Annotated in this window: 15 protein-coding genes; 4 read left to right on the top strand and 11 right to left on the bottom strand. The window is 59.2% G+C overall.

The window, feature by feature from the left end; genetic code table 11:
- Nucleotides 1-385 precede the first annotated feature (385 nt).
- The 8 genes from ASC83_RS24440 to ASC83_RS02425 form a co-directional block, all read right to left on the bottom strand.
- Nucleotides 386-517: a hypothetical protein gene (locus tag ASC83_RS24440; RefSeq protein WP_255356899.1), complete on the bottom strand. Its 132-nt coding sequence runs from the start codon at nucleotides 515-517 to the stop codon at nucleotides 386-388.
- 382 nt (nucleotides 518-899) lie between these two features.
- Nucleotides 900-1,187 (bottom strand): YciI family protein, encoded by a 288-nt coding sequence (locus ASC83_RS02395; RefSeq protein ID WP_056057370.1) that lies wholly within the window; start codon nucleotides 1,185-1,187, stop codon nucleotides 900-902.
- A gap of 46 nt (nucleotides 1,188-1,233) precedes the next feature.
- Entirely contained in the window at nucleotides 1,234-1,827 is a 594-nt protein-coding gene (locus tag ASC83_RS02400; protein WP_056057374.1) for a TetR/AcrR family transcriptional regulator, read from the bottom strand.
- Nucleotides 1,824-2,921, bottom strand: coding sequence for an alkene reductase (locus tag ASC83_RS02405; RefSeq protein WP_056057377.1), 1,098 nt, complete (start codon nucleotides 2,919-2,921; stop codon nucleotides 1,824-1,826). The genes ASC83_RS02400 and ASC83_RS02405 overlap by 4 nt, the downstream gene beginning before the upstream one ends.
- A 412-nt stretch (nucleotides 2,922-3,333) precedes the next feature.
- Complete coding sequence (locus ASC83_RS02410) at nucleotides 3,334-4,125, bottom strand: alpha/beta hydrolase family protein (RefSeq protein ID WP_082522303.1); 792 nt, start codon at nucleotides 4,123-4,125, stop codon at nucleotides 3,334-3,336.
- 93 nt (nucleotides 4,126-4,218) lie between these two features.
- Nucleotides 4,219-4,530 (bottom strand): putative quinol monooxygenase, encoded by a 312-nt coding sequence (locus ASC83_RS02415; RefSeq protein ID WP_056057384.1) that lies wholly within the window; start codon nucleotides 4,528-4,530, stop codon nucleotides 4,219-4,221.
- A gap of 13 nt (nucleotides 4,531-4,543) precedes the next feature.
- Nucleotides 4,544-5,317, bottom strand: a complete 774-nt coding sequence (locus tag ASC83_RS02420) for an SDR family NAD(P)-dependent oxidoreductase (protein WP_056057387.1) — start codon at nucleotides 5,315-5,317, stop codon at nucleotides 4,544-4,546.
- A gap of 9 nt (nucleotides 5,318-5,326) precedes the next feature.
- Nucleotides 5,327-6,307, bottom strand: coding sequence for an aldo/keto reductase (locus ASC83_RS02425; RefSeq protein WP_056057390.1), 981 nt, complete (start codon nucleotides 6,305-6,307; stop codon nucleotides 5,327-5,329).
- 138 nt (nucleotides 6,308-6,445) lie between these two features.
- Here ASC83_RS02425 and ASC83_RS02430 point away from each other — a divergent pair, with 138 nt between their 5' ends.
- Entirely contained in the window at nucleotides 6,446-7,342 is an 897-nt protein-coding gene (locus ASC83_RS02430; protein WP_056057393.1) for a LysR family transcriptional regulator, read from the top strand.
- Between the two features lie 17 nt (nucleotides 7,343-7,359).
- On the opposite strand, the gene ASC83_RS02435 is transcribed toward ASC83_RS02430, so the two are convergent.
- The 3 genes from ASC83_RS02435 to ASC83_RS02440 form a co-directional block, all read right to left on the bottom strand.
- Nucleotides 7,360-8,061, bottom strand: coding sequence for a cysteine hydrolase family protein (locus ASC83_RS02435; protein WP_082522304.1), 702 nt, complete (start codon nucleotides 8,059-8,061; stop codon nucleotides 7,360-7,362).
- Between the two features lie 81 nt (nucleotides 8,062-8,142).
- Complete coding sequence (locus ASC83_RS23315; RefSeq protein WP_200938886.1) at nucleotides 8,143-8,538, bottom strand: cupin domain-containing protein; 396 nt, start codon at nucleotides 8,536-8,538, stop codon at nucleotides 8,143-8,145.
- Between the two features lie 94 nt (nucleotides 8,539-8,632).
- The gene (locus ASC83_RS02440) at nucleotides 8,633-9,298 is read right to left on the bottom strand and encodes a carboxymuconolactone decarboxylase family protein (protein WP_056057399.1); all 666 of its coding nucleotides are present in this window, start codon (nucleotides 9,296-9,298) and stop codon (nucleotides 8,633-8,635) included.
- Nucleotides 9,299-10,511: 1,213 nt separating this feature from the next.
- On the opposite strand from ASC83_RS02440, the gene ASC83_RS02445 reads away from it, so the two are divergent.
- The 3 genes from ASC83_RS02445 (at nucleotide 10,512) to ASC83_RS02460 (ending at nucleotide 17,399) form a co-directional block, all read left to right on the top strand.
- The gene (locus ASC83_RS02445; protein WP_056057402.1) at nucleotides 10,512-11,147 is read left to right on the top strand and encodes a tyrosine-type recombinase/integrase; all 636 of its coding nucleotides are present in this window, start codon (nucleotides 10,512-10,514) and stop codon (nucleotides 11,145-11,147) included.
- A gap of 179 nt (nucleotides 11,148-11,326) precedes the next feature.
- Entirely contained in the window at nucleotides 11,327-12,496 is a 1,170-nt protein-coding gene (locus tag ASC83_RS02450) for an HD-GYP domain-containing protein (protein ID WP_056057405.1), read from the top strand.
- Between the two features lie 88 nt (nucleotides 12,497-12,584).
- Nucleotides 12,585-17,399, top strand: a complete 4,815-nt coding sequence (locus ASC83_RS02460) for a PAS domain S-box protein (RefSeq protein WP_082522306.1) — start codon at nucleotides 12,585-12,587, stop codon at nucleotides 17,397-17,399.
- The last annotated feature ends 1 nt before the right edge of the window (nucleotide 17,400 follow it).

The following is a 17,400-nucleotide window of genomic DNA, read 5'->3' on the forward strand; positions in this document are numbered from 1 at the left end:
AAGCTCCTGCATGCTAAATGGCGGTTCGTACGCGCCGCTTGCCGGCGGCCTTGGCGCCAAACATCGCTTGGTCTGCTTTGCGCCACAACGTATCCACGTCTGTCGCAGTGCCCGGAAAGTGGGATATCGCCAAGCAGACTGGTGGGTCTGGCTAGATAGCCAAAGGAATCCGGTTCGGCCGAGGCAATTGAAACTCCGCCCCGCGTATGTGGATATGAGGCGACGGGTCGAGATAATGGGCTCAGATTTCTCCAGTGGTTTCGCACCTATATTGCGATGGCCCTGCGTGGGTTCACGGGCCGTTGCCTGAGCCTCCCTGTGACCACAAAAAAAGGGCTGGCGTCCATGGACGCCAGCCCTTCTTGAGAAAGCTAGGCTCTACCTATCAATCACAGCAGCCCAACATTTCCAGGCAGCACTCGGCGAGTTCTGCGCAGCAATCGGTTTGGGCCATGGCCACGCCTGCAATCGACAGCATGAGAGCGGCCACACTGAACTTCAAAAATTTGTTCTTCATAGGAATGTTCCTGTTTAGGTTGGATGGAAATTGAGAAATCAACCCACCCCTAGTCAGGAGGTCGCCACACCGATGCCCGCCAAGAAGCCCAGTCCTTTACAGAGCCGTCGGGCATGCCTGTGGACTGAGGTGAATCCGATCTACGGGAAAATGTGGAGGCTATCAAGTGCAAGCCGCAGGGTTGGCAACCCGGAACTGCGCACCCATCCATATCACCGCATTCGGTAATACAGCAATGTCCATAAGAAGAGACACTTGCCGACACCGTCTGGGTCAGGAAAACGCTACCCAGCAGTATCAGGAAAATGACGAGGATTTTTCGCACGACGGAACTGTACCGCAGGTGCCAACCGGCCACGAGAGACCCTCTGAAGTCCCAAATCTAGGCAAGCAGCGAAGCGAATTCCCCAGTCATTCGCGACGGCGCAATGCTGATGATCTCTGGCTCCACGACTTGATGCGTCACAAACGGGTCTTCTTCAACCCTGGCTGTCACCTCGGCCTTGCTGAGCTTGACTGCGAGCAGCGCACCGCCTTGCGCATTCTCCAGAGACCCGGCGAGCAAGAACACCCCATCGTTGATCCCCTTTTCAATCCACTCCTTGTGCCCGGCCATCCACTGACTGGCTTGCGAACGATTGGGCCCGAACTTGAGCAAGACAATGTGCATGAGAGCTCTCTCCTATTAATAGCGATTTCAAAGTTGGAATCCGGATCTACTTTTGCGCGCCTTGACCCGCTGCATCCAGCACCCAGGCCTCAATCTGCTTGACCTCATGGCGAATGAAGGCATCGTCATGGAAGGCATTTGCCAAGGAGGCAATGCCTTGGCTTCGCGCCAACAGGTGCATCGCCAGCGCGTCGGCATCCTTGATGCGGCCCAGCTCTACAAACTGCTGCGCCAGCCAGCGCCTGAACTGGCCAAAGATCATTCCCGCATCGCCTTGTGAGGGGTGTTCGAGCTTCGCCAGTTCGGCGCACAGCGTTCCTACTGGGCAACCGAAGCGCTGAATGTCCTTGCGGTTGTCGATCAGCATCTGGGCAAAGCACTTGAGCCTCTCGATAGGCGTGCGCCCCTGGAGTGCCCAGGCGTCCAGCATCCCTTGCGTCTTGGTCGCCCTGTGGGCAATGACTTCTTTGAGGATGTCGTCCTTGGTTTTGAAGTGGTAGTAGAAGTTGCCACGTGAGATGCCCACTGCATGGGCAATGTCGGCAAACGAGGTGTTCTCAAAACCACGTTGATAAAACAGAAGATCGGCTTTCTCGACGATCTCCTGCCGCGTGCTGGGTTTGGGGTCGGTGGATTTCATGCTGCCGCCATTGTCGAAAGCGATTGCTGAGTGGCCGTTGGATAGTCCGTGTATCCACGCACGTCTCCGGCATAGAACGTCGCCGAATCAGGAGTTGCGAGAGGCAGATCATGACGAAGCCGGGCGACCAAGTCCGGGTTGGCAATGAATGGCTTGCCGAAGGCGATCAGATCGGCAGAGCCTTGCTCGATGGCTGCCATGGCTCGGGCTCTGTCGTAACCGTTGTTGGCGATGTAGGTGCCGCCGAAGCGGCGCCGCAGTTCTCGATAGTCCATGGCGGTAGCCGTGGCCGACATATCCCCCTCCAGCACATGAAGATATGCCAGGTGCAGTTTGGAAAGCTCTTGGGCGTAGTACCCAAAATGCGCTGCCGGGTCGCTGTCGCGCATGTCGTTGAAGCGGTTTTCTGGACTGAATCGCACACCGATACGCCCCTTCGGCCAGATCTCGCTGACGGCAGCCACAATCTCCACCAGAAACGTCAACCGCCGTGCGGGTGATCCTCCATACCGGTCGCCCCGTTGATTGCTCCTGTCTCGCAGAAACTGATCGATCAGGTACCCATTCGCTGCGTGGATCTCGACACCGTCGAAGCCTGCAGCTTTTGCTACTGCGGCGGCCTTCTTGAACTGGTCCACCACTTGAGGAACCTCACCAGTGGCCAGCTCTCTCGGCATCAAGAACGGCTGCATTCCACCGTATGTGACTGCCAAGCCTTCGGGCTTGATCGATGAAGGGGCTACGGGCAGTTCCTCGTTCACCTGAAGACTGGGGTGTGAGATACGACCACAGTGCTGTAGCTGGGCAAAGATGTGCCCTCCTTTGGCATGGACCGCGTCAGTGACCTTCCGCCATCCCTGCACCTGTTCCTCCGTGTAGATCCCGGGCGTTCCGGGATATCCAACCCCCTGAGCCGATACAGGAGCAGATTCGGAGATCACAAGCCCGGCGTCGCCACGCTGTCCGTAGTGGATTGCCATGAGAGGGGAAGGCACGCCCTCAGGTGCTGCGCGGTTGCGCGTCATCGGCGCCATGACGATCCGGTTGCTGAGCAACATGTCGCTCATCATGAAGGGGGCAAAAAGCTCATGCATGCAAGACTCCGCAGGTTTAGGTCATTTGTCCTAATATCGTAGGACAAATGACCCAATCATGTCAACACGCATCTTGGATGCTCGATCAGTTCAAGCTAGTAGCCATCCAGATCTTCTTGGGGAGCTGTGGCTCTCTAGTTGGGTGCTCGTGTGATCGTCTGGTTACTGGGGTAAAGCAGAAATATGCACGCCGCCATCAATAGTCCGCAACCGCTGCACCACAGACCGCAAACGCGGCGGCTTCAGGCTGGTTGCTGTCGCTCGATCCGATGTCGCTGAACGACTACTGCTACCAAGAGCAGACAGCGCACAATATCGCCGGACGCCTTTCTGCCATGCTATGGCTGACACAGCCATCGAGGATGCATCTGTCGTCACGAATCCACTGCTTGTGGCCACCACGATCACGTAGTCAATCCACCAACAGCATCTCAGCGACTTGAGTCGGCATTGAAATCATCGCGTCATGCCCAGTGCGCAGCTCCGAGTATCTCCACCCGTGCTCACGGGCATACCTTCCCGAGGCCTCAATATTGGGGAGTGCAGGTTCGACACATCGAATAAAGCGCTTCGGCTGCCCTCCCCCTGGCGGCCCTTTCAGCGTGAGCGGCGTTTCGTAGGCCCTCAGTGGCATCGGCGTCATTCTGCGATTGACCCACGCAACTTGCGCCGCCTCGGACAATCCAAAGGCGGTGGAAGATGGCGGTGCAATAGCGCGGGTGCCGTTCAAATCCACCGCTGCTGCAAGGCGTGCCTGCCTGACGTCTGCCGGAGCCTCGCCCAGCACTGACACTCCGTTGGAGCCCATGGGAGCGTCGAGGTAGATGGCTGACGCAATGCGTCCCGGTATGCGGTCAATGACGCCGCTGGCGACGTAGCCGCCGAAACTGTGCGCCACGAGCGTGATCCGCTGCAACTCCTCCATTTCCACGACGGCGATGACGTCTTGAATGAACGTGTTCAGATCAACGGTTGGATTCAGCAAGTGTGCGCGTTCGCCAACGCCGGTAAACGTTGGAGTGAAGACCCGGTGCCCTTCAGCTCGCAAGCGCTCGGCCACGGGCGACCAGCACCAGCCGCCGTGAAATGCTCCGTGTAGCAGAACGAAAGTCTTCGCGTCGGTTGCGCGAGCTGCAGTGGGGCCCAACAGGCCTGCGGCAGCAGATGCGCTGACTGCCAGATTGAGGATGGTTCGTCGCTTCATACGATGTCCCTGTCAGTAAAGTAAGTCGTCAATTTCTGAGGATGATCAAGGTCATGATTTCCCTCGCCGGATCAACGGCCCGAGGAGAGCGCATCACTCGCTCACACGCCGAGTAAAGGTGAGCGAGGGCCCGAAGGTCAGCAGCGGTGCCAGCTCTCTCATCACATCGGCAACATGGGCATTGCCGGCGTGTGCATCGACAGCCGCTTGGTTGACCCATCCGTCGATGATGAGGAACGTGTTGGGATCGTCGCGCTTTTGATGTAGCTGGTAGTACAGGCAGCCTATTTCTGCCCTGGCGGGTTCTACGAACTGCAGCGCCAGTTCCCGCACCCGGTCTCGGTTGGCCGTCTCGCAGCGCAGCTCGCATACGATGTGGACTTCGTCCCGTTGGCTTGCGGTCATAGTTCTGGCTCCTTCAGTTCTTGCCGGCGTAGACCCTGGTCATGCCACCGTCCACGACCAGATCAATGCCACGGATGTATGTGCTTGCGTCGGACGCCAGGAACACCAGCGCGTCTCCGATGTCTTGCGTTGAGCCCACGCGGCCCGCAGGTATCTCTGCCGAGACGCGCTCTACATAGTCCGCCACCTGCTGCTCGGTCATCTTCTGCTCTTTGCCGTATCCTTCGGTGGGCACGACACCCGGACTGATGGTGTTGACGCGGATGTCACGGTGCTTGAGGTCCGTCGTCCAGCTGCGGGCGAGCGAGCGCACTGCCGCCTTCGTCGCCGCATAGACTGCAAATCCCGACAGGCCCATGTCCGCAGTGATCGAGGCGTTGAGCACCACAGAGGCGCCGTTGCGCAGCACGCCCAGCATCGTCTGCATGGTCAGAACTACGCCCTTGATATTGATGGACAGTTCGCTGTCGATCTGCTCTTCGGTCAGCTGCTCAAGAGGGGTGGCGTGACCGCCGCCAGCGTTGGCGAACAAAATATCCAGCGTGCCGTGGGTGGCCTTGATGGTGTCGGCTACGCGCTGCATGTCGGCTTTGTTGCTAACGTCTGCCTGGAGGCCACGGGCACCGCTACCAAGCCTAGCGACTGCTGCTTCGAGCACCTCTTGCCGGCGGCCAGTGATGTAGACGGTTGCCCCATGTTCAAGCAAGCGCTTGGCCGAGCCGAAGCCAATGCCGGTCGTGCCACCGGTGACAAGCGCGACGCGTCCATTGAGTGTTTGTGCGTTCATACCTGGCCCTCAACGGTTGACCGTCTTCATCATCTGGGCGTTGTAGCGCTCGCCCGTGACGGGGACCTTGGCCATCACATCAGACAGCTCCTTCAGGTCGGCAGCCGTCAGTTCGACGCTGGCGCCGCCAATGTTTTCTTCCAGGCGATGCAGCTTGGTAGTGCCGGGGATCGGAGTGATCCATGGTTTTTGTGCCAGCAACCACGCCAGCGCGATTTGCGCTGGCGTGGCGTTCTTGCGCTTGGCTACTTCGCCAATCAACGTAACCAGGTTGTGATTGGCCTCACGGGCTTCGTCGGCAAAACGGGGCAGATTCTTGCGCACGTCGCCTTCGGCGAAGGTCGTGGAGGCATCGATCTTGCCTGCCAGGAAGCCCTTGCCCAGCGGGCTGAAGGTTACGAAACCGATGCCCAGTTCTTCCAGGGTTGGGATGATTTCATGTTCAGGCTCACGGGTGAACATCGAGTATTCACTCTGCAGTGCAGCCACGGGCTGGACCGCATGCGCAGCGCGGATGGCATGTACGCCAGCTTCGCTCAGGCCGAAGTGCTTGACCTTGCCTTCCTGGATGAGATCACGGACTGTGCCCGCCACGTCTTCCATTGGTACGTTCGGGTCTACGCGATGTTGGTAGAAGAGGTCAATGCGATCCGTCTTCAGGCGCTTGAGCGATTGCTCAGCCACTACCCGGATGCGCTCGGGCGTGCTGTCAAGGCCGGCCGTGGCGATGCCGTCCTTGAATCCGAACTTCGTGGCCAAGACCACCTGGTCGCGAAAGGGAGCGACGGCTTCTCCGAGCATTTCTTCATTCACCGCGCCGTAGGCTTCGGCGCTGTCGAAGAACGTAATACCGCGTTCGTATGCGGCTCGGATCAATTCAACGGCGGTCGATTTTTCCGTCGCCGGTCCGTAGCCAAAGGTCAGGCCCATGCAGCCCAGGCCGATGGCGGAGACTTCTGGGCCATTTTTGCCCAGGGTTCGCTTTTGCATATCAAGCTCCTTCAGAGTTGTTGTTGCCCTCGTTGGTGGGTGCCGAATTGGCGGGTTCGGAAGGCATGCAGCTACTGTAAAAACTTGAGGGTCATGTGAGAACCCGGCATACTTGACTAAACGATATGAATTCCTCTCATGGCAGATCGCGTTGACCTCAACACCCTCTCGTCCTTCATCGTCGTGGCGCGAGAGCGGAGCTTCACACGTGCTGCGGCCCAGTTGGGCGTCACCCAATCAGCGTTGAGCCACAGCATGCGAGCGCTGGAGGAGCGCTTAGGAGTGCGTCTTCTGGCCCGAACTACGCGGGGCGCTTCGCCGACCGAGGCTGGAGAGCGCCTGCTCTTGAGCCTGGCTCCGCACTACGAAGGCATCGCGACAGAACTGGCGGCCATTAGCGAGTTGCGCGAGAAGCCCGCAGGCACGATACGCATCACCACGCATGACCATGCAGCTTCGACGATCCTCTGGCCCAAACTGTCAAAGCTGCTGCCCGAATACCCGGACATCCAGTTAGAGATCAACATTGGTTATGGGTTGATTGACATCGTGGCCGAGCGGTTCGATGCTGGCGTGCGAATCGGCGATCAGATTGCCAAGGACATGATTGCGGTCCGCATCTCACCGGACTTTAGGATGGGCGTCGCCGCAGCTCCGGCCTACTTTGCGAATCGGCCCAAACCACGGACACCCCAGGATCTAACATCGCACAACTGCGCCAATCTGCGCATGGCGACGCATGGGGGACTGTATGCATGGGAATTTGCGCGCGACGGAAAAGGATTGAACGTCCAAGTGCCCGGTCAGATCATTTTCAACACGTCGGCGCAGCTCCTCAACGCGGCACTGGAAGGGTATGCGCTGACCTACGCGCCTGAGGACGTCCTTCAGCCTCACGTAGAGGCCGGCCGCTTGGTGCGTGTGCTGGAAGATTGGAGCCCGACCTTCCCGGGCTACCATCTCTATTACCCCAGCCGTCGTCAATCCTTGCCCGCGTTTGCGCTCATCGTAGAGGCCCTGAAATTACGGGCTTGAGCGCTCTAGGGCTGGCGTTATCCCTGCGAGAAAACGGCTTTGATGGTTTCTGAACCTGGAGGTCGGGAGAAATCGGGTGCCCACTGTGCTACCAAGCTGAGGACCGAAGTCGTCGTTCCGCCCGCCATCTCTATCTGCCGAATTGAGGGGGCCTCAGTGCGCTCCGATTGGCTACCGACGGCATCCAAGGTCACCTGTACTTTATATCCTGCCGCGATGCCGTCCATCGCCGCCTGGAGTACGGCCACTTCAGCCGTGAAACCAGCGATCACCAGTGTTCTTCGGCGATTGGCGGCAAGCCGGGCCACAATGCCGGGCTCCATGAATGGGCTGGCAACCACCCTACTGAAAGTGATGTCCGGAGTCGCATATTCGGCGAGCTCGTCGATCAATTTTCCAGCCTGGCCAGCCAACGGAACCACGGCGAACGTCATGGGAATACCTAGGATCCGCGCTGACTTGGCCAACGCGCCTGCACGGGCACAAAGAACATGAGGGGGGACTGTGCGGCTGCTTTGAATCAGTTGAGGCTGCAGGTCGGCGAACAGCACTTGAACATCCTGAACACTGGTCCCATAGCCCACATTGACCTTGCTTGTGTCGATCCCGGGCTTTCCTGCAGAGGCAAGAGGTGCCAGCGACGCCAAGAGCGTTCCCGCCGCCAGGGCGGGCGTTACGCGCAGAAGCATTCTGCGTTCATGGCTGAGGGCTTTTGTCATTCAACGCTTTCAAATTTTCGCGGATATTCGCGGAGGTTGGGCTGGCCGCTCAGCAGAAGCCTTCGGCACATTTGCTTTTATCTATTTGCCGTACTGCTCATCTGTGACTCTTTCCAGCCATTCGACCCGTTTGCCGTCTAGCGCTTCCTGTATTGCAATATGACTCATGCCTGTGGTCGCAGTGGCTCCATGCCAATGCTTCACACCAGGCGGCGTCCAGATCACGTCGCCGGGATTGATCTCCACGCGAGCGCCGCCCTCCTGCTGCACCCAACCTTTTCCTGACGTCACCATCAGCGTCTGACCCAGAGGATGGGTGTGCCATGCCGAACGGGCGCCTGGCTCGAAGGTGACCAATCCACCCGATGTCCGCGCCGGTGGCACGGCGTCGAACAACGCTTCGCTGCGCACCGAGCCTGTGAACGTTGCGGCGGATCCTTTGACCGACGGTTGTGAACCGTTGCGCTTCACGACAATGTCTGCTGCTTGTACGCCTGCGACCAAAGCGAACGACGCGAGAGTTAATGTGAGGGTTTTCATTGGTTCCTCGATCAATTGTGGGTTGGGTGGCTTACCTAGATGTCCTGGTGGTCAGGTGTCGCTTGATAGCGTCGGCAATTCGAGTCCCGGCATCAGCATTGACCTGCTCAGTCACTATCTGAGCGACTTGTTTCAATTGGGACTCCGTGATCCCGATGTTCATGCTGATACCCACGTGGGACTGCAACTGCGGGTCCACCCCCTGGAGGGCGGAGAGCATGCCCACCGTAGCCAGCTCGCGGCTTTTCCAGTCGAGGTTGTCTCGCTCGAAGATGTCTCCAAACAGATGGGACTTGAGGTATAGATCGGCAGCTGGAGCAAATTCGAACAGCGGCCCCTTGACCGGAGCACCAAGGAGCTTGGTTTGGTTGGCGGTGCCAGCAGCTAGCAGCGCGTCGCCCGTGGGGATGGTGCGATTCGGCACACGGCCAATCGCGTCGATCAAGCCGCGCTTCTTGCGGTCTTCCACAACCCTCATCAGCTCACCCAGGGCGTTGAGGGAGCGTGGAAAGCCCGCATAGGCATAGAGCTGGACCAGAATTTCCTTCGCGTCATTCACCGTCAGGCCAGTATCGAGACCTTGGTTGATCGCGATGCTCAGTCTGGCCATATCGCCGACTGCGGCGTGGGCGGCTATGGGAACGATGGCCTGTTGACGAGATGAGAGCGTATCGGCGGTGGTTTGCAGATTCGTCATGGGTGAAGAGTCGGTTGCAGTGGCTGCAGATGCCGATGAAGCGAAGCAGCAGGTCCAGGCAAGGAGGGCCGCTGAGATGAGCTTTTGCATTGGTGGTCTCGCTGAGGCTTATTGAATTTAAGTGGTCGTGAGTTGACCAGCCTGGTATCGCTCGTCATTGACGAGTTGACCCACTCGGATTCCTCGCGGTAAGAATGGTGCATACACCGCGTATGACTTAGTTGGTCTGTCGAAGCCTCGTGTCTGTGGGCGTCAATGCAGGAACACCAGATCCCATCCGACGCAAACCGTTGGTTGAGTCCAACCTGTGCTTGGATCTCACAAACAGCACCAAGGCATGCTCTGCCCGAAAGAAGTGCTGGGTCGTGTGTAGTGGGGCGGCTCTGAATTGAATTGGCGTCCAACGAACAGATTTCGCCGTCGCTCCGACCGATATGCACACATCGAGGTCGTGGTTACTGACGCTTCGGATGTCGCCACAGATCGACCGAGACACCAGCGTTTGATGTTCATAGAGGGGCCCTAAGTTTTTTGCAGGAAGGCACGTTGCTACAACTATTCCGGAAACTATATGAATTCGTCTATACAGGCGGTAGGCTCTTTTTGTTCCACACGCTTATGAGCTGCATTCATATCGGGTCAATGCCAACCCAGTTCGATACGTCCCTCATCCCTAGCCATGGCCCCAACTGACGGGGCACCTTTTGGTGCGCCCAAAAAACTGAACACGTGGGTATCGGAAGACAGCGCAGCCAATAGAGAGACGGCTTCTCCGCAATGACTAGGGCGCATCCGCATGGGTGCATATGGGATCCAGATACCTGCTTGAAGTTGGGCTTCTTATTCACCCAGCGAGGAAACGATCACTCACGCGATGAGGGCATGACCTTGCGGGTACCGCAGCCGTACCTCGGGGAGCATCTGGTCAGAATAGGCGAAGAACGTCCAAACCAATGACTGCTTGGTGCTATCGAGCGAGAGTACATTCCGCCGAACTGAGCGACAGCAATCGCTGCAGAACCGACCTAGGCGTGGCGGCTTCAGGCTGGTTGCTGTCGCTCGACCCGAAGTCGTTGAACGACTGCTGCGATCGAGAGCAGACAGTGAAGAACATCACTGGGCGTTTTCTGAACCGCAAGAACTGACATAGCTACCGTGGTCACTCGTGGACAACGGCATCTAAAAGGCGCATCGTATTTGTCCCCTCTACTCGATGGGAGACCATCATGGAATCCGCACCAGTCGTCGTTCATGCGAGCCTTGGAACAAAGGGAAAATCGTTGGTCAGAAGGCTCCCTTCAAGCCTAAAGACATCTGGGCGCTACGCGTGCGCCTCCAGATGGAGAGCCGGGTGCGCGATCTTGCACTCTTCAATCTGGGAATAGACAGCAAGCTGCGCGGATGCGACCTGGTCGCCCTCAAGGTTCGCGATGTTTGCCATGGCGACCAAGTCGCCTCGCGAGCAATGGTCTTGCAGCACAAAACCCAGCGCCCCGTCCAATTCGAGATAACGGCGACCACCCGTGAAGCACTTCAGCAATGGATCAAGGCAGCCGGACTGAAATCAGAAGACTTTCTTTTTCCGAGCCGACTTCACAAGTCTCCGCACCTCGGGACGCGCCAGTACGCCCGGATTCTCGAGCACTGGGTGGTGCAGCTTGGGCTCGATCCAGCAGAGTATGGAACGCACTCCATACGGCGCACCAAGGCTACGCTCATCTACCGGAGAACCAAAAACCTACGTGCGGTCCAGCTACTACTGGGCCACTCAAAAATCGAATCAACTGTCCGCTACCTTGGCATTGAGGTTGACGATGCTCTTGAGCTATCCGAACAGACCGAAATCTGAGTTGAGAGAGCACCGTATTTCCATAGCGAGACAGCCCTTGGGGGCAGGCCTTAAATCACCCCTGAACTCGGAGTGCTGCCCTTCGATCCAACTTAGGTCAATTGAGCACTTGTCAAACTGTCCCGTGTAAGGAATAGTTAGGCTGATGAGGGGCCTACGCCTTGGAGGGATGATTAAAGATGCTCAAACAGTCCGAGGATTCTCCGCGTCCACTGGTACTTGCTGTCGATGACTCTTCAGACAATCTTTGGGTACTTTCCGGCCTCCTCAAAGATCAGTACCGGGTGAAATTGGCAGGGTCTGGCGAAAAAGCGCTGCAGATCGCGCGCAGCATCCCAGCACCAGACTTGATTCTGCTGGATGTGATGATGCCGGACCTCTCCGGCTATGAGGTATGCCGCCAGCTCAAGGCGGCTCCGGCCACGCGGGATATTCCCATCATCTTCCTGACGGCCATGACGGGGACGGAGGATGAGAAGGTCGGGCTGGCATTAGGCGCTGCCGATTTCATCACTAAACCAATCAACCCTCCAATCGTGCTTGCCCGTGTGGCGACCCAGCTTCAGGCCAAGGCGGGTGCCGATTTCCTGCGCGACCAAAATCAGTTTTTGCAGACGGAAGTCCACAAGCGCACGCGCGAACTCGCCGCTATCCAGGATGTCACCATCCTGGCCATGGCGTCCCTGGCAGAGACCCGCGACAACGAGACCGGCAACCACATCCGCCGCACGCAGCACTATGTGAAGGCGCTAGCCACAGCGCTAAAGACGCATCCGCGCTTCAGCACTGCACTGAGCGATCACGTGATCGACATGCTGTACAAGTCGGCGCCGTTGCACGACATCGGCAAGGTTGGCATCCCGGACCGGATTCTTCTCAAACCCGGGCGGTTTGAGCCGCATGAGTTCGAGATCATGAAGACGCATACGACCCTGGGCCGAGACGCGATACAGCATGCCGAGGACCAGTTGGGCATGCCGGTTGAGTTCTTGCAATACGCCAAGGAGATCGCCTATGGCCACCAAGAGAAATGGGACGGCAGCGGCTACCCACAGGGCCTGGCGGGCGAGGCAATTCCCCTGTCTGCGCGTATCATGGCCGTGGCCGATGTCTACGATGCACTGATCAGTCGTCGTGTCTACAAGGACGGGATGCCACACGAGAAAGCGGTGGACATCATGCGCGAAGGCCGAGGCTCGCATTTCGACCCCGACATCCTGGATGCCTTTCTCGGCATGCTCGAAGAGTTTCAGCGCATTGCTCAAAAATTTGCCGACAGCGACGCGGAAATGGCCGACAAGGCCAAGCACCTGGAATTGGCGACTGCGGTCATTCAGCCTTCTTCCTGAGCTCAATAGGTTCCCAGGCAGCCAGCCTCCATTGCCGGGACCGTCTGGCCTGCATCACTTCGCCCCGGAATAGAGAGGAACGCGTTTCATGAACGCTATTGTTCAGCACTACCACCGCTCCTCCCTGACGGCGAAGCTCGCGTTCGCCTTTTTCGTCATCCTCCTCATGGCAATCGTGCTCAGCGTGCTGGGCATGCAGGCGGTCAGCCGCGTGAACGACGAGATTCAGGACATGTATGAAAGGGACCTGCAGGGCGTTTCCAACGCCCGGGCGATCCAGTTCCACTATGCCAGCATGGGGCGCCATTTGCGCAATGCGCTGCTCACCGTAGAGACAGACGACAGGGCCCAGGCGCTGGAGAGGCTTGATCAGTCGCACCAAGATATCTTGCGCGAGGTCGGTGAGCTTCGCGGGCGCATTGTTCGCGACGACAACAGACGCAACCTTCTGACGTTCGACCAGAACTATGCGGAGTACCGCAAGAGAGTTGAAGGTCTGCTTGAGCTCGCCAGGCAGGGGCAACTTCAAGAAGCGCGCAGACAGGTCTCAAGTCGGGAGTTCGCTGTCGTTGGGGATACCGTGGCCCAGTCTATGGAAGCTGTGGCAGCCACGAAAGAGGACAGCGCCCGGGCTACGCTGCGCTCCGTGCAGGACCTTGCGCAGCAGACCAGGATCCGCGGCAGCACCCTGCTGGTCATGGGCGGCTTGTTCAGTGTGCTTTTTGCGTGGCTTATCGCGCGGTCCATTCGTGTACCAGCGTTCGAACTGCGCACGGCTGTGGAGCGGATTGCAGAAGGAGATCTGCTGCAGGAGGTGCCTCATACCTCGTACCTCAACGACCTGGGCGCGCTGGCGCGTGCAGTGGCGGTGCTACAGCGGGGAGCCCGCGAACTGGAGGTGCAGCGCTGGGTCAAGACACATACGGCCAGCGTCTCCGCCGAACTGCAGTCGACCCAGTCCTTCGTCGAGCTGGCGCAACGCTTCTTCACGCTCTCGGCGCCTTTGCTGGACATAGGGCACGGCGTCCTTTACATCTACGAAAAAAGCCAGCGCCACCTGCGTCTGCTAACCGGTTTTGCCCATCGCGAACGCAAGACGATGGATCAATACATTCAGCTGGGCCAGGGCTTGGTGGGACAGTGCGCACTGGAGCGCAGCGCCATCACGCTCACTCAGCCTCCCCCAGACTACGTACGCATCGGATCGGCGTTGGGCGATGCCGCACCCCGGTGTATCTGCGTGCTGCCGATCCAACGTGGTGACGAGTTGCTGGGTGTGCTGGAGATTGCCAGCTTTCAGATCTTCTCGCCTGCACAGCAGGCCCTGTTGGACGCGCTGATGCCTGCGCTGGCTGCCAATCTGGAGATTCTGGAGCGCAACGTGGCCACCCATCGGCTGCTTGAGGAAACGCAGGCCCAGGCGAAGACGCTGGAACAGCAGGCGCACGAGCTCGCCACGCAAAAAGATTCCATCGCCGCCACCGAGGCTTGGTATCACGGCATCATCGAATCTGCACCCGACGGCTTGATGGTCACGGACGAGCACGGCACGGTGATCATGGTCAACCCGCGCATGCTCGATCTGTTTGGCTATGCGGAACATGAACTGGTGGGCCAGCCTATGGAAATACTGGTGCCATCCGCCATCCGCGACCGGCACCCGGGCTTGCGCCAGGGCTTCCTGGCAGTCGGACTGCCGCGAAACATGGGGGGTACGAATGCCAACCTCAAAGGCGTGCGCAAGGATGGCAGCGAGTTTCCGGTGGAGGTCGGCCTGTCACGCCTGCCTGCCATTGGCGGCCATGGCGTCTGTGTATGCGCCTCGGTGCGCGACGTGACCGAGCGCAACCGGGTAGAGCAGGAAGTGCGCAACAGCCAACGTCAGATCCGCACCCTGGTGGATGGCATCGGCTCCATCATTACGCTCAAGGACAGGGAAGGCCGCTACCAGCTATTGAATGCCACCTATGCGAAGTACGCAGGCACCAGCGAGCATGAGGTTCTCGGTAAAAACGCACACGACCTGTGGCCCAAAGAGATGGCAGACAAGATCTGGGAGGTGGAGAACCGCGTGCTCGAAAGGGGCGAAGCCATCACCTACGAGGAGATCATCCCCACTGCCGATGGATCAGAGCAGCGCTCGTTCATGACCACGAAAACACCGCTGATCAACGAAGCAGGTGAAATCTACGGCATCTGCGGCATCGCCACCGACATCACCGAGCACAAGAAGTCGCAGGAGGCCATGCAGCTGGCCCATGCCGAGCAGACCGCCATGTTCGAGGCCACCACGCTGGGCATCGCGTTCATCAAGGACCGCGTGGTTGTGCGCGGCAACACACAGCTTGACACGCTGTTCGGCACCGGGCAACTTGGCCAGTCCCCCCGTGCCTGGTACGCATCTGATGACGCGTTTGCCCATGCCCTCAATGAGATATACGGACAGCTATCAAGCGGTGAAAAACACCAACGCGAGGAAGAGCTGGTGCGCGCCGATGGCACGCGTTTCTGGTGTCAACTCAGCGGTGCAGCCATTGATCCGGACGACCTGAGCAAGGGGACGGTGTGGATGCTGCTTGACGTGACGATCCGAAAGACGTCAGAAGAAGATATACGGCGGGCCAAGGAAATGGCCGAGGAAGCGACGCGGGCCAAAAGCGAGTTCTTGGCCAACATGAGCCACGAGATCCGCACGCCGATGAACGCCATCATCGGCATGTCGCACCTGGCTCTGCAGACCGCGCTGGACAACAAGCAGCGCAACTACATCGAGAAAGTCAACCGCGCTGCCGAGAGCCTTCTGGGCATCATCAACGACATCCTCGACTTCTCCAAAATCGAAGCCGGCAAGATGTCCATGGAGCAAGTCGACTTCCGGCTGGAGGATGTTCTCGACCACGTAGCCAATCTGATCGGTATGAAGGCCGAGGACAAGGGTCTGGAGTTGCTGTTCAGCACAGCGGACGACGTTCCGACGGCGCTGGTAGGAGACCCGCTGCGACTGGGCCAAATCTTGGCCAACCTGGGCAGCAATGCCGTGAAGTTCGCGGAGCAGGGGGAGATCGTGCTGGGGATCGAGCTGGCCGGCCAGCAAGGCAAGCCAGGTGGTGACGTCGAGCTGCACTTCTGGGTCAAGGACTCGGGCATCGGCATGACGCCAGAGCAATGCCAACGGCTGTTTCAGTCGTTCAGTCAGGCCGACAGCTCCACCACGCGGCGTTATGGCGGCACGGGCCTGGGCCTGGCGATCTCCAAGACCCTGGTGGAGTTGATGAAAGGCCGCATCTGGGTGGAGAGCACCGAGGGGCAGGGCTCGACCTTCCACTTCCATGTGCACTTTGGCCTGCAGGCGCAGCCCATGCCCCGGCGCATGTTTGATGCCAACGAACTGCTGGGCCTGAGAGTTCTCGTGGTGGATGACAATGCTGCGGCCCGGGAGATCCTGTCGACCATGGCGCGCCGTTTCGGCCTGGAGGTGGACATGGCCCGCGATGGCGAGGAAGGGCTGCGCATGGTGGAGGGCGCCGACAGCCGCTCGCTCGCCTACGACCTAGTGCTGATGGACTGGAAGATGCCACGCATGGACGGCGCCGAGACCGTGCGCCGCATGCAGGCGCTCAAGGGTGGGGCTGCACCGGCGGTGATCATGGTGACTGCTTTCGGCCGGGAAGAAGCCATGACTGCGGTGCAGAGCCATGGCGCCCGGGTGAATGCGGTGCTCACCAAGCCGGTCACGGCATCGACATTGCTAGAAGCGGTGGCTGAGGCGCTGGGCAAAGGTCGCCTGGTATCTGATCGCGTGGTAGCCAAGGCCGACGGGCGAACCGAGCATTTGCAGCAGCTCAAGGGCGCGCGGGTGCTGCTGGTTGAAGACAATGCACTGAACCAGGAACTGGCTATGGAGCTGCTGCGCCAGGCCGGCATGGAGGTGGTGCTGGCCAACAACGGCCAGGAGGCGCTGGACCTGCTGGCCGCGGACCCTCGATTCGATGGCGTCCTCATGGATTGCCAGATGCCCGTGATGGACGGCTATACGGCCACACGCCACCTGCGCTCGCTGCCGCAGTTTGCCAACCTGCCCATCATCGCCATGACAGCCAACGCCATGGCCGGTGACAGGGAGAAGGTAATGGATGCCGGCATGGTGGACCACATCCCCAAACCGCTGCGGGTAGAGGAAATGTTTGCGTGCATGGCTCGATGGATCAACCCTGCTGCCACAACCGCCCAGACGACGCCTGAACAGGCTTTCAATCAAGGAGGCAGCGTGGCCGATCCAGATCTGCCGCAATTGCCCGGCGTGGATCAGGCGATTGGACTTCGCATAGTTCAAAACGACCGGCGGCTCTACCGCCGACTACTGGGCATGTTTCTGCAGGAGTACACGGGCTTTGAAACAGCCGTCGCTGAGGCGCTGCATCAGGGCGACTGGCCTCTGGCCACGCGGCTGGCTCATACCCTCAAAGGCGCTGCGGGCACGATCGGCGCCACCAACGTCGCATCGGCAGCAGGGGCGCTGGAGGCAGAGGGCGCCCACGAGTCCCGCGTGCCGGCAGCGCTGGAAATGTTGTCCCAGATTGGAGTTTTGTTACGCCCGCTTATCAAGGCTCTGCAGGAGTCCACGGCGAGCAGCGGGGCTGGCACTGTGCAAGCCCGATCGGAACCTGTTGTTTCCAAGGCGCGCTCCGCCGAAACCGAGGCTCTGCTGAGCCGATTGCGCAAGTTGCTCAGAGACAGCGACGCGGATGCGGGCGACGCGCTGGAGAACTTGGTCGCTCGGTTGGCGGCGGATGGCGACCCGCTTGCTGAGTCCCTGTCTGCCGTGAGCCGAGCCATTGATCGCATCGATTTCGATGCTGCGCTCTCAGCGCTCGAAGTTCAGGCTCCTGCTCAGCCCGGCTGAA

This window comes from Acidovorax sp. Root402, assembly GCF_001425125.1.
Classification (GTDB): Bacteria; Pseudomonadota; Gammaproteobacteria; order Burkholderiales; family Burkholderiaceae_C; genus Acidovorax; species Acidovorax delafieldii.

Coding starts and splice junctions, on each gene's coding strand:
- ASC83_RS02400 (WP_056057374.1), bottom strand. CDS start 1,827: ATGAAATCCACCGACCCCAAACCCAGCACGCGGCAGGAGATCGTCGAG.
- ASC83_RS02410 (WP_082522303.1), bottom strand. CDS start 4,125: ATGAAGCGACGAACCATCCTCAATCTGGCAGTCAGCGCATCTGCTGCC.
- ASC83_RS02395 (WP_056057370.1), bottom strand. CDS start 1,187: ATGCACATTGTCTTGCTCAAGTTCGGGCCCAATCGTTCGCAAGCCAGT.
- ASC83_RS02405 (WP_056057377.1), bottom strand. CDS start 2,921: ATGCATGAGCTTTTTGCCCCCTTCATGATGAGCGACATGTTGCTCAGC.
- ASC83_RS02415 (WP_056057384.1), bottom strand. CDS start 4,530: ATGACCGCAAGCCAACGGGACGAAGTCCACATCGTATGCGAGCTGCGC.
- ASC83_RS02440 (WP_056057399.1), bottom strand. CDS start 9,298: ATGACGAATCTGCAAACCACCGCCGATACGCTCTCATCTCGTCAACAG.
- ASC83_RS02420 (WP_056057387.1), bottom strand. CDS start 5,317: ATGAACGCACAAACACTCAATGGACGCGTCGCGCTTGTCACCGGTGGC.
- ASC83_RS02425 (WP_056057390.1), bottom strand. CDS start 6,307: ATGCAAAAGCGAACCCTGGGCAAAAATGGCCCAGAAGTCTCCGCCATC.
- ASC83_RS24440 (WP_255356899.1), bottom strand. CDS start 517: ATGAAGAACAAATTTTTGAAGTTCAGTGTGGCCGCTCTCATGCTGTCG.
- ASC83_RS02450 (WP_056057405.1), top strand. CDS start 11,327: ATGCTCAAACAGTCCGAGGATTCTCCGCGTCCACTGGTACTTGCTGTC.
- ASC83_RS02435 (WP_082522304.1), bottom strand. CDS start 8,061: ATGACAAAAGCCCTCAGCCATGAACGCAGAATGCTTCTGCGCGTAACG.
- ASC83_RS02460 (WP_082522306.1), top strand. CDS start 12,585: ATGAACGCTATTGTTCAGCACTACCACCGCTCCTCCCTGACGGCGAAG.
- ASC83_RS02430 (WP_056057393.1), top strand. CDS start 6,446: ATGGCAGATCGCGTTGACCTCAACACCCTCTCGTCCTTCATCGTCGTG.
- ASC83_RS02445 (WP_056057402.1), top strand. CDS start 10,512: ATGGGAGACCATCATGGAATCCGCACCAGTCGTCGTTCATGCGAGCCT.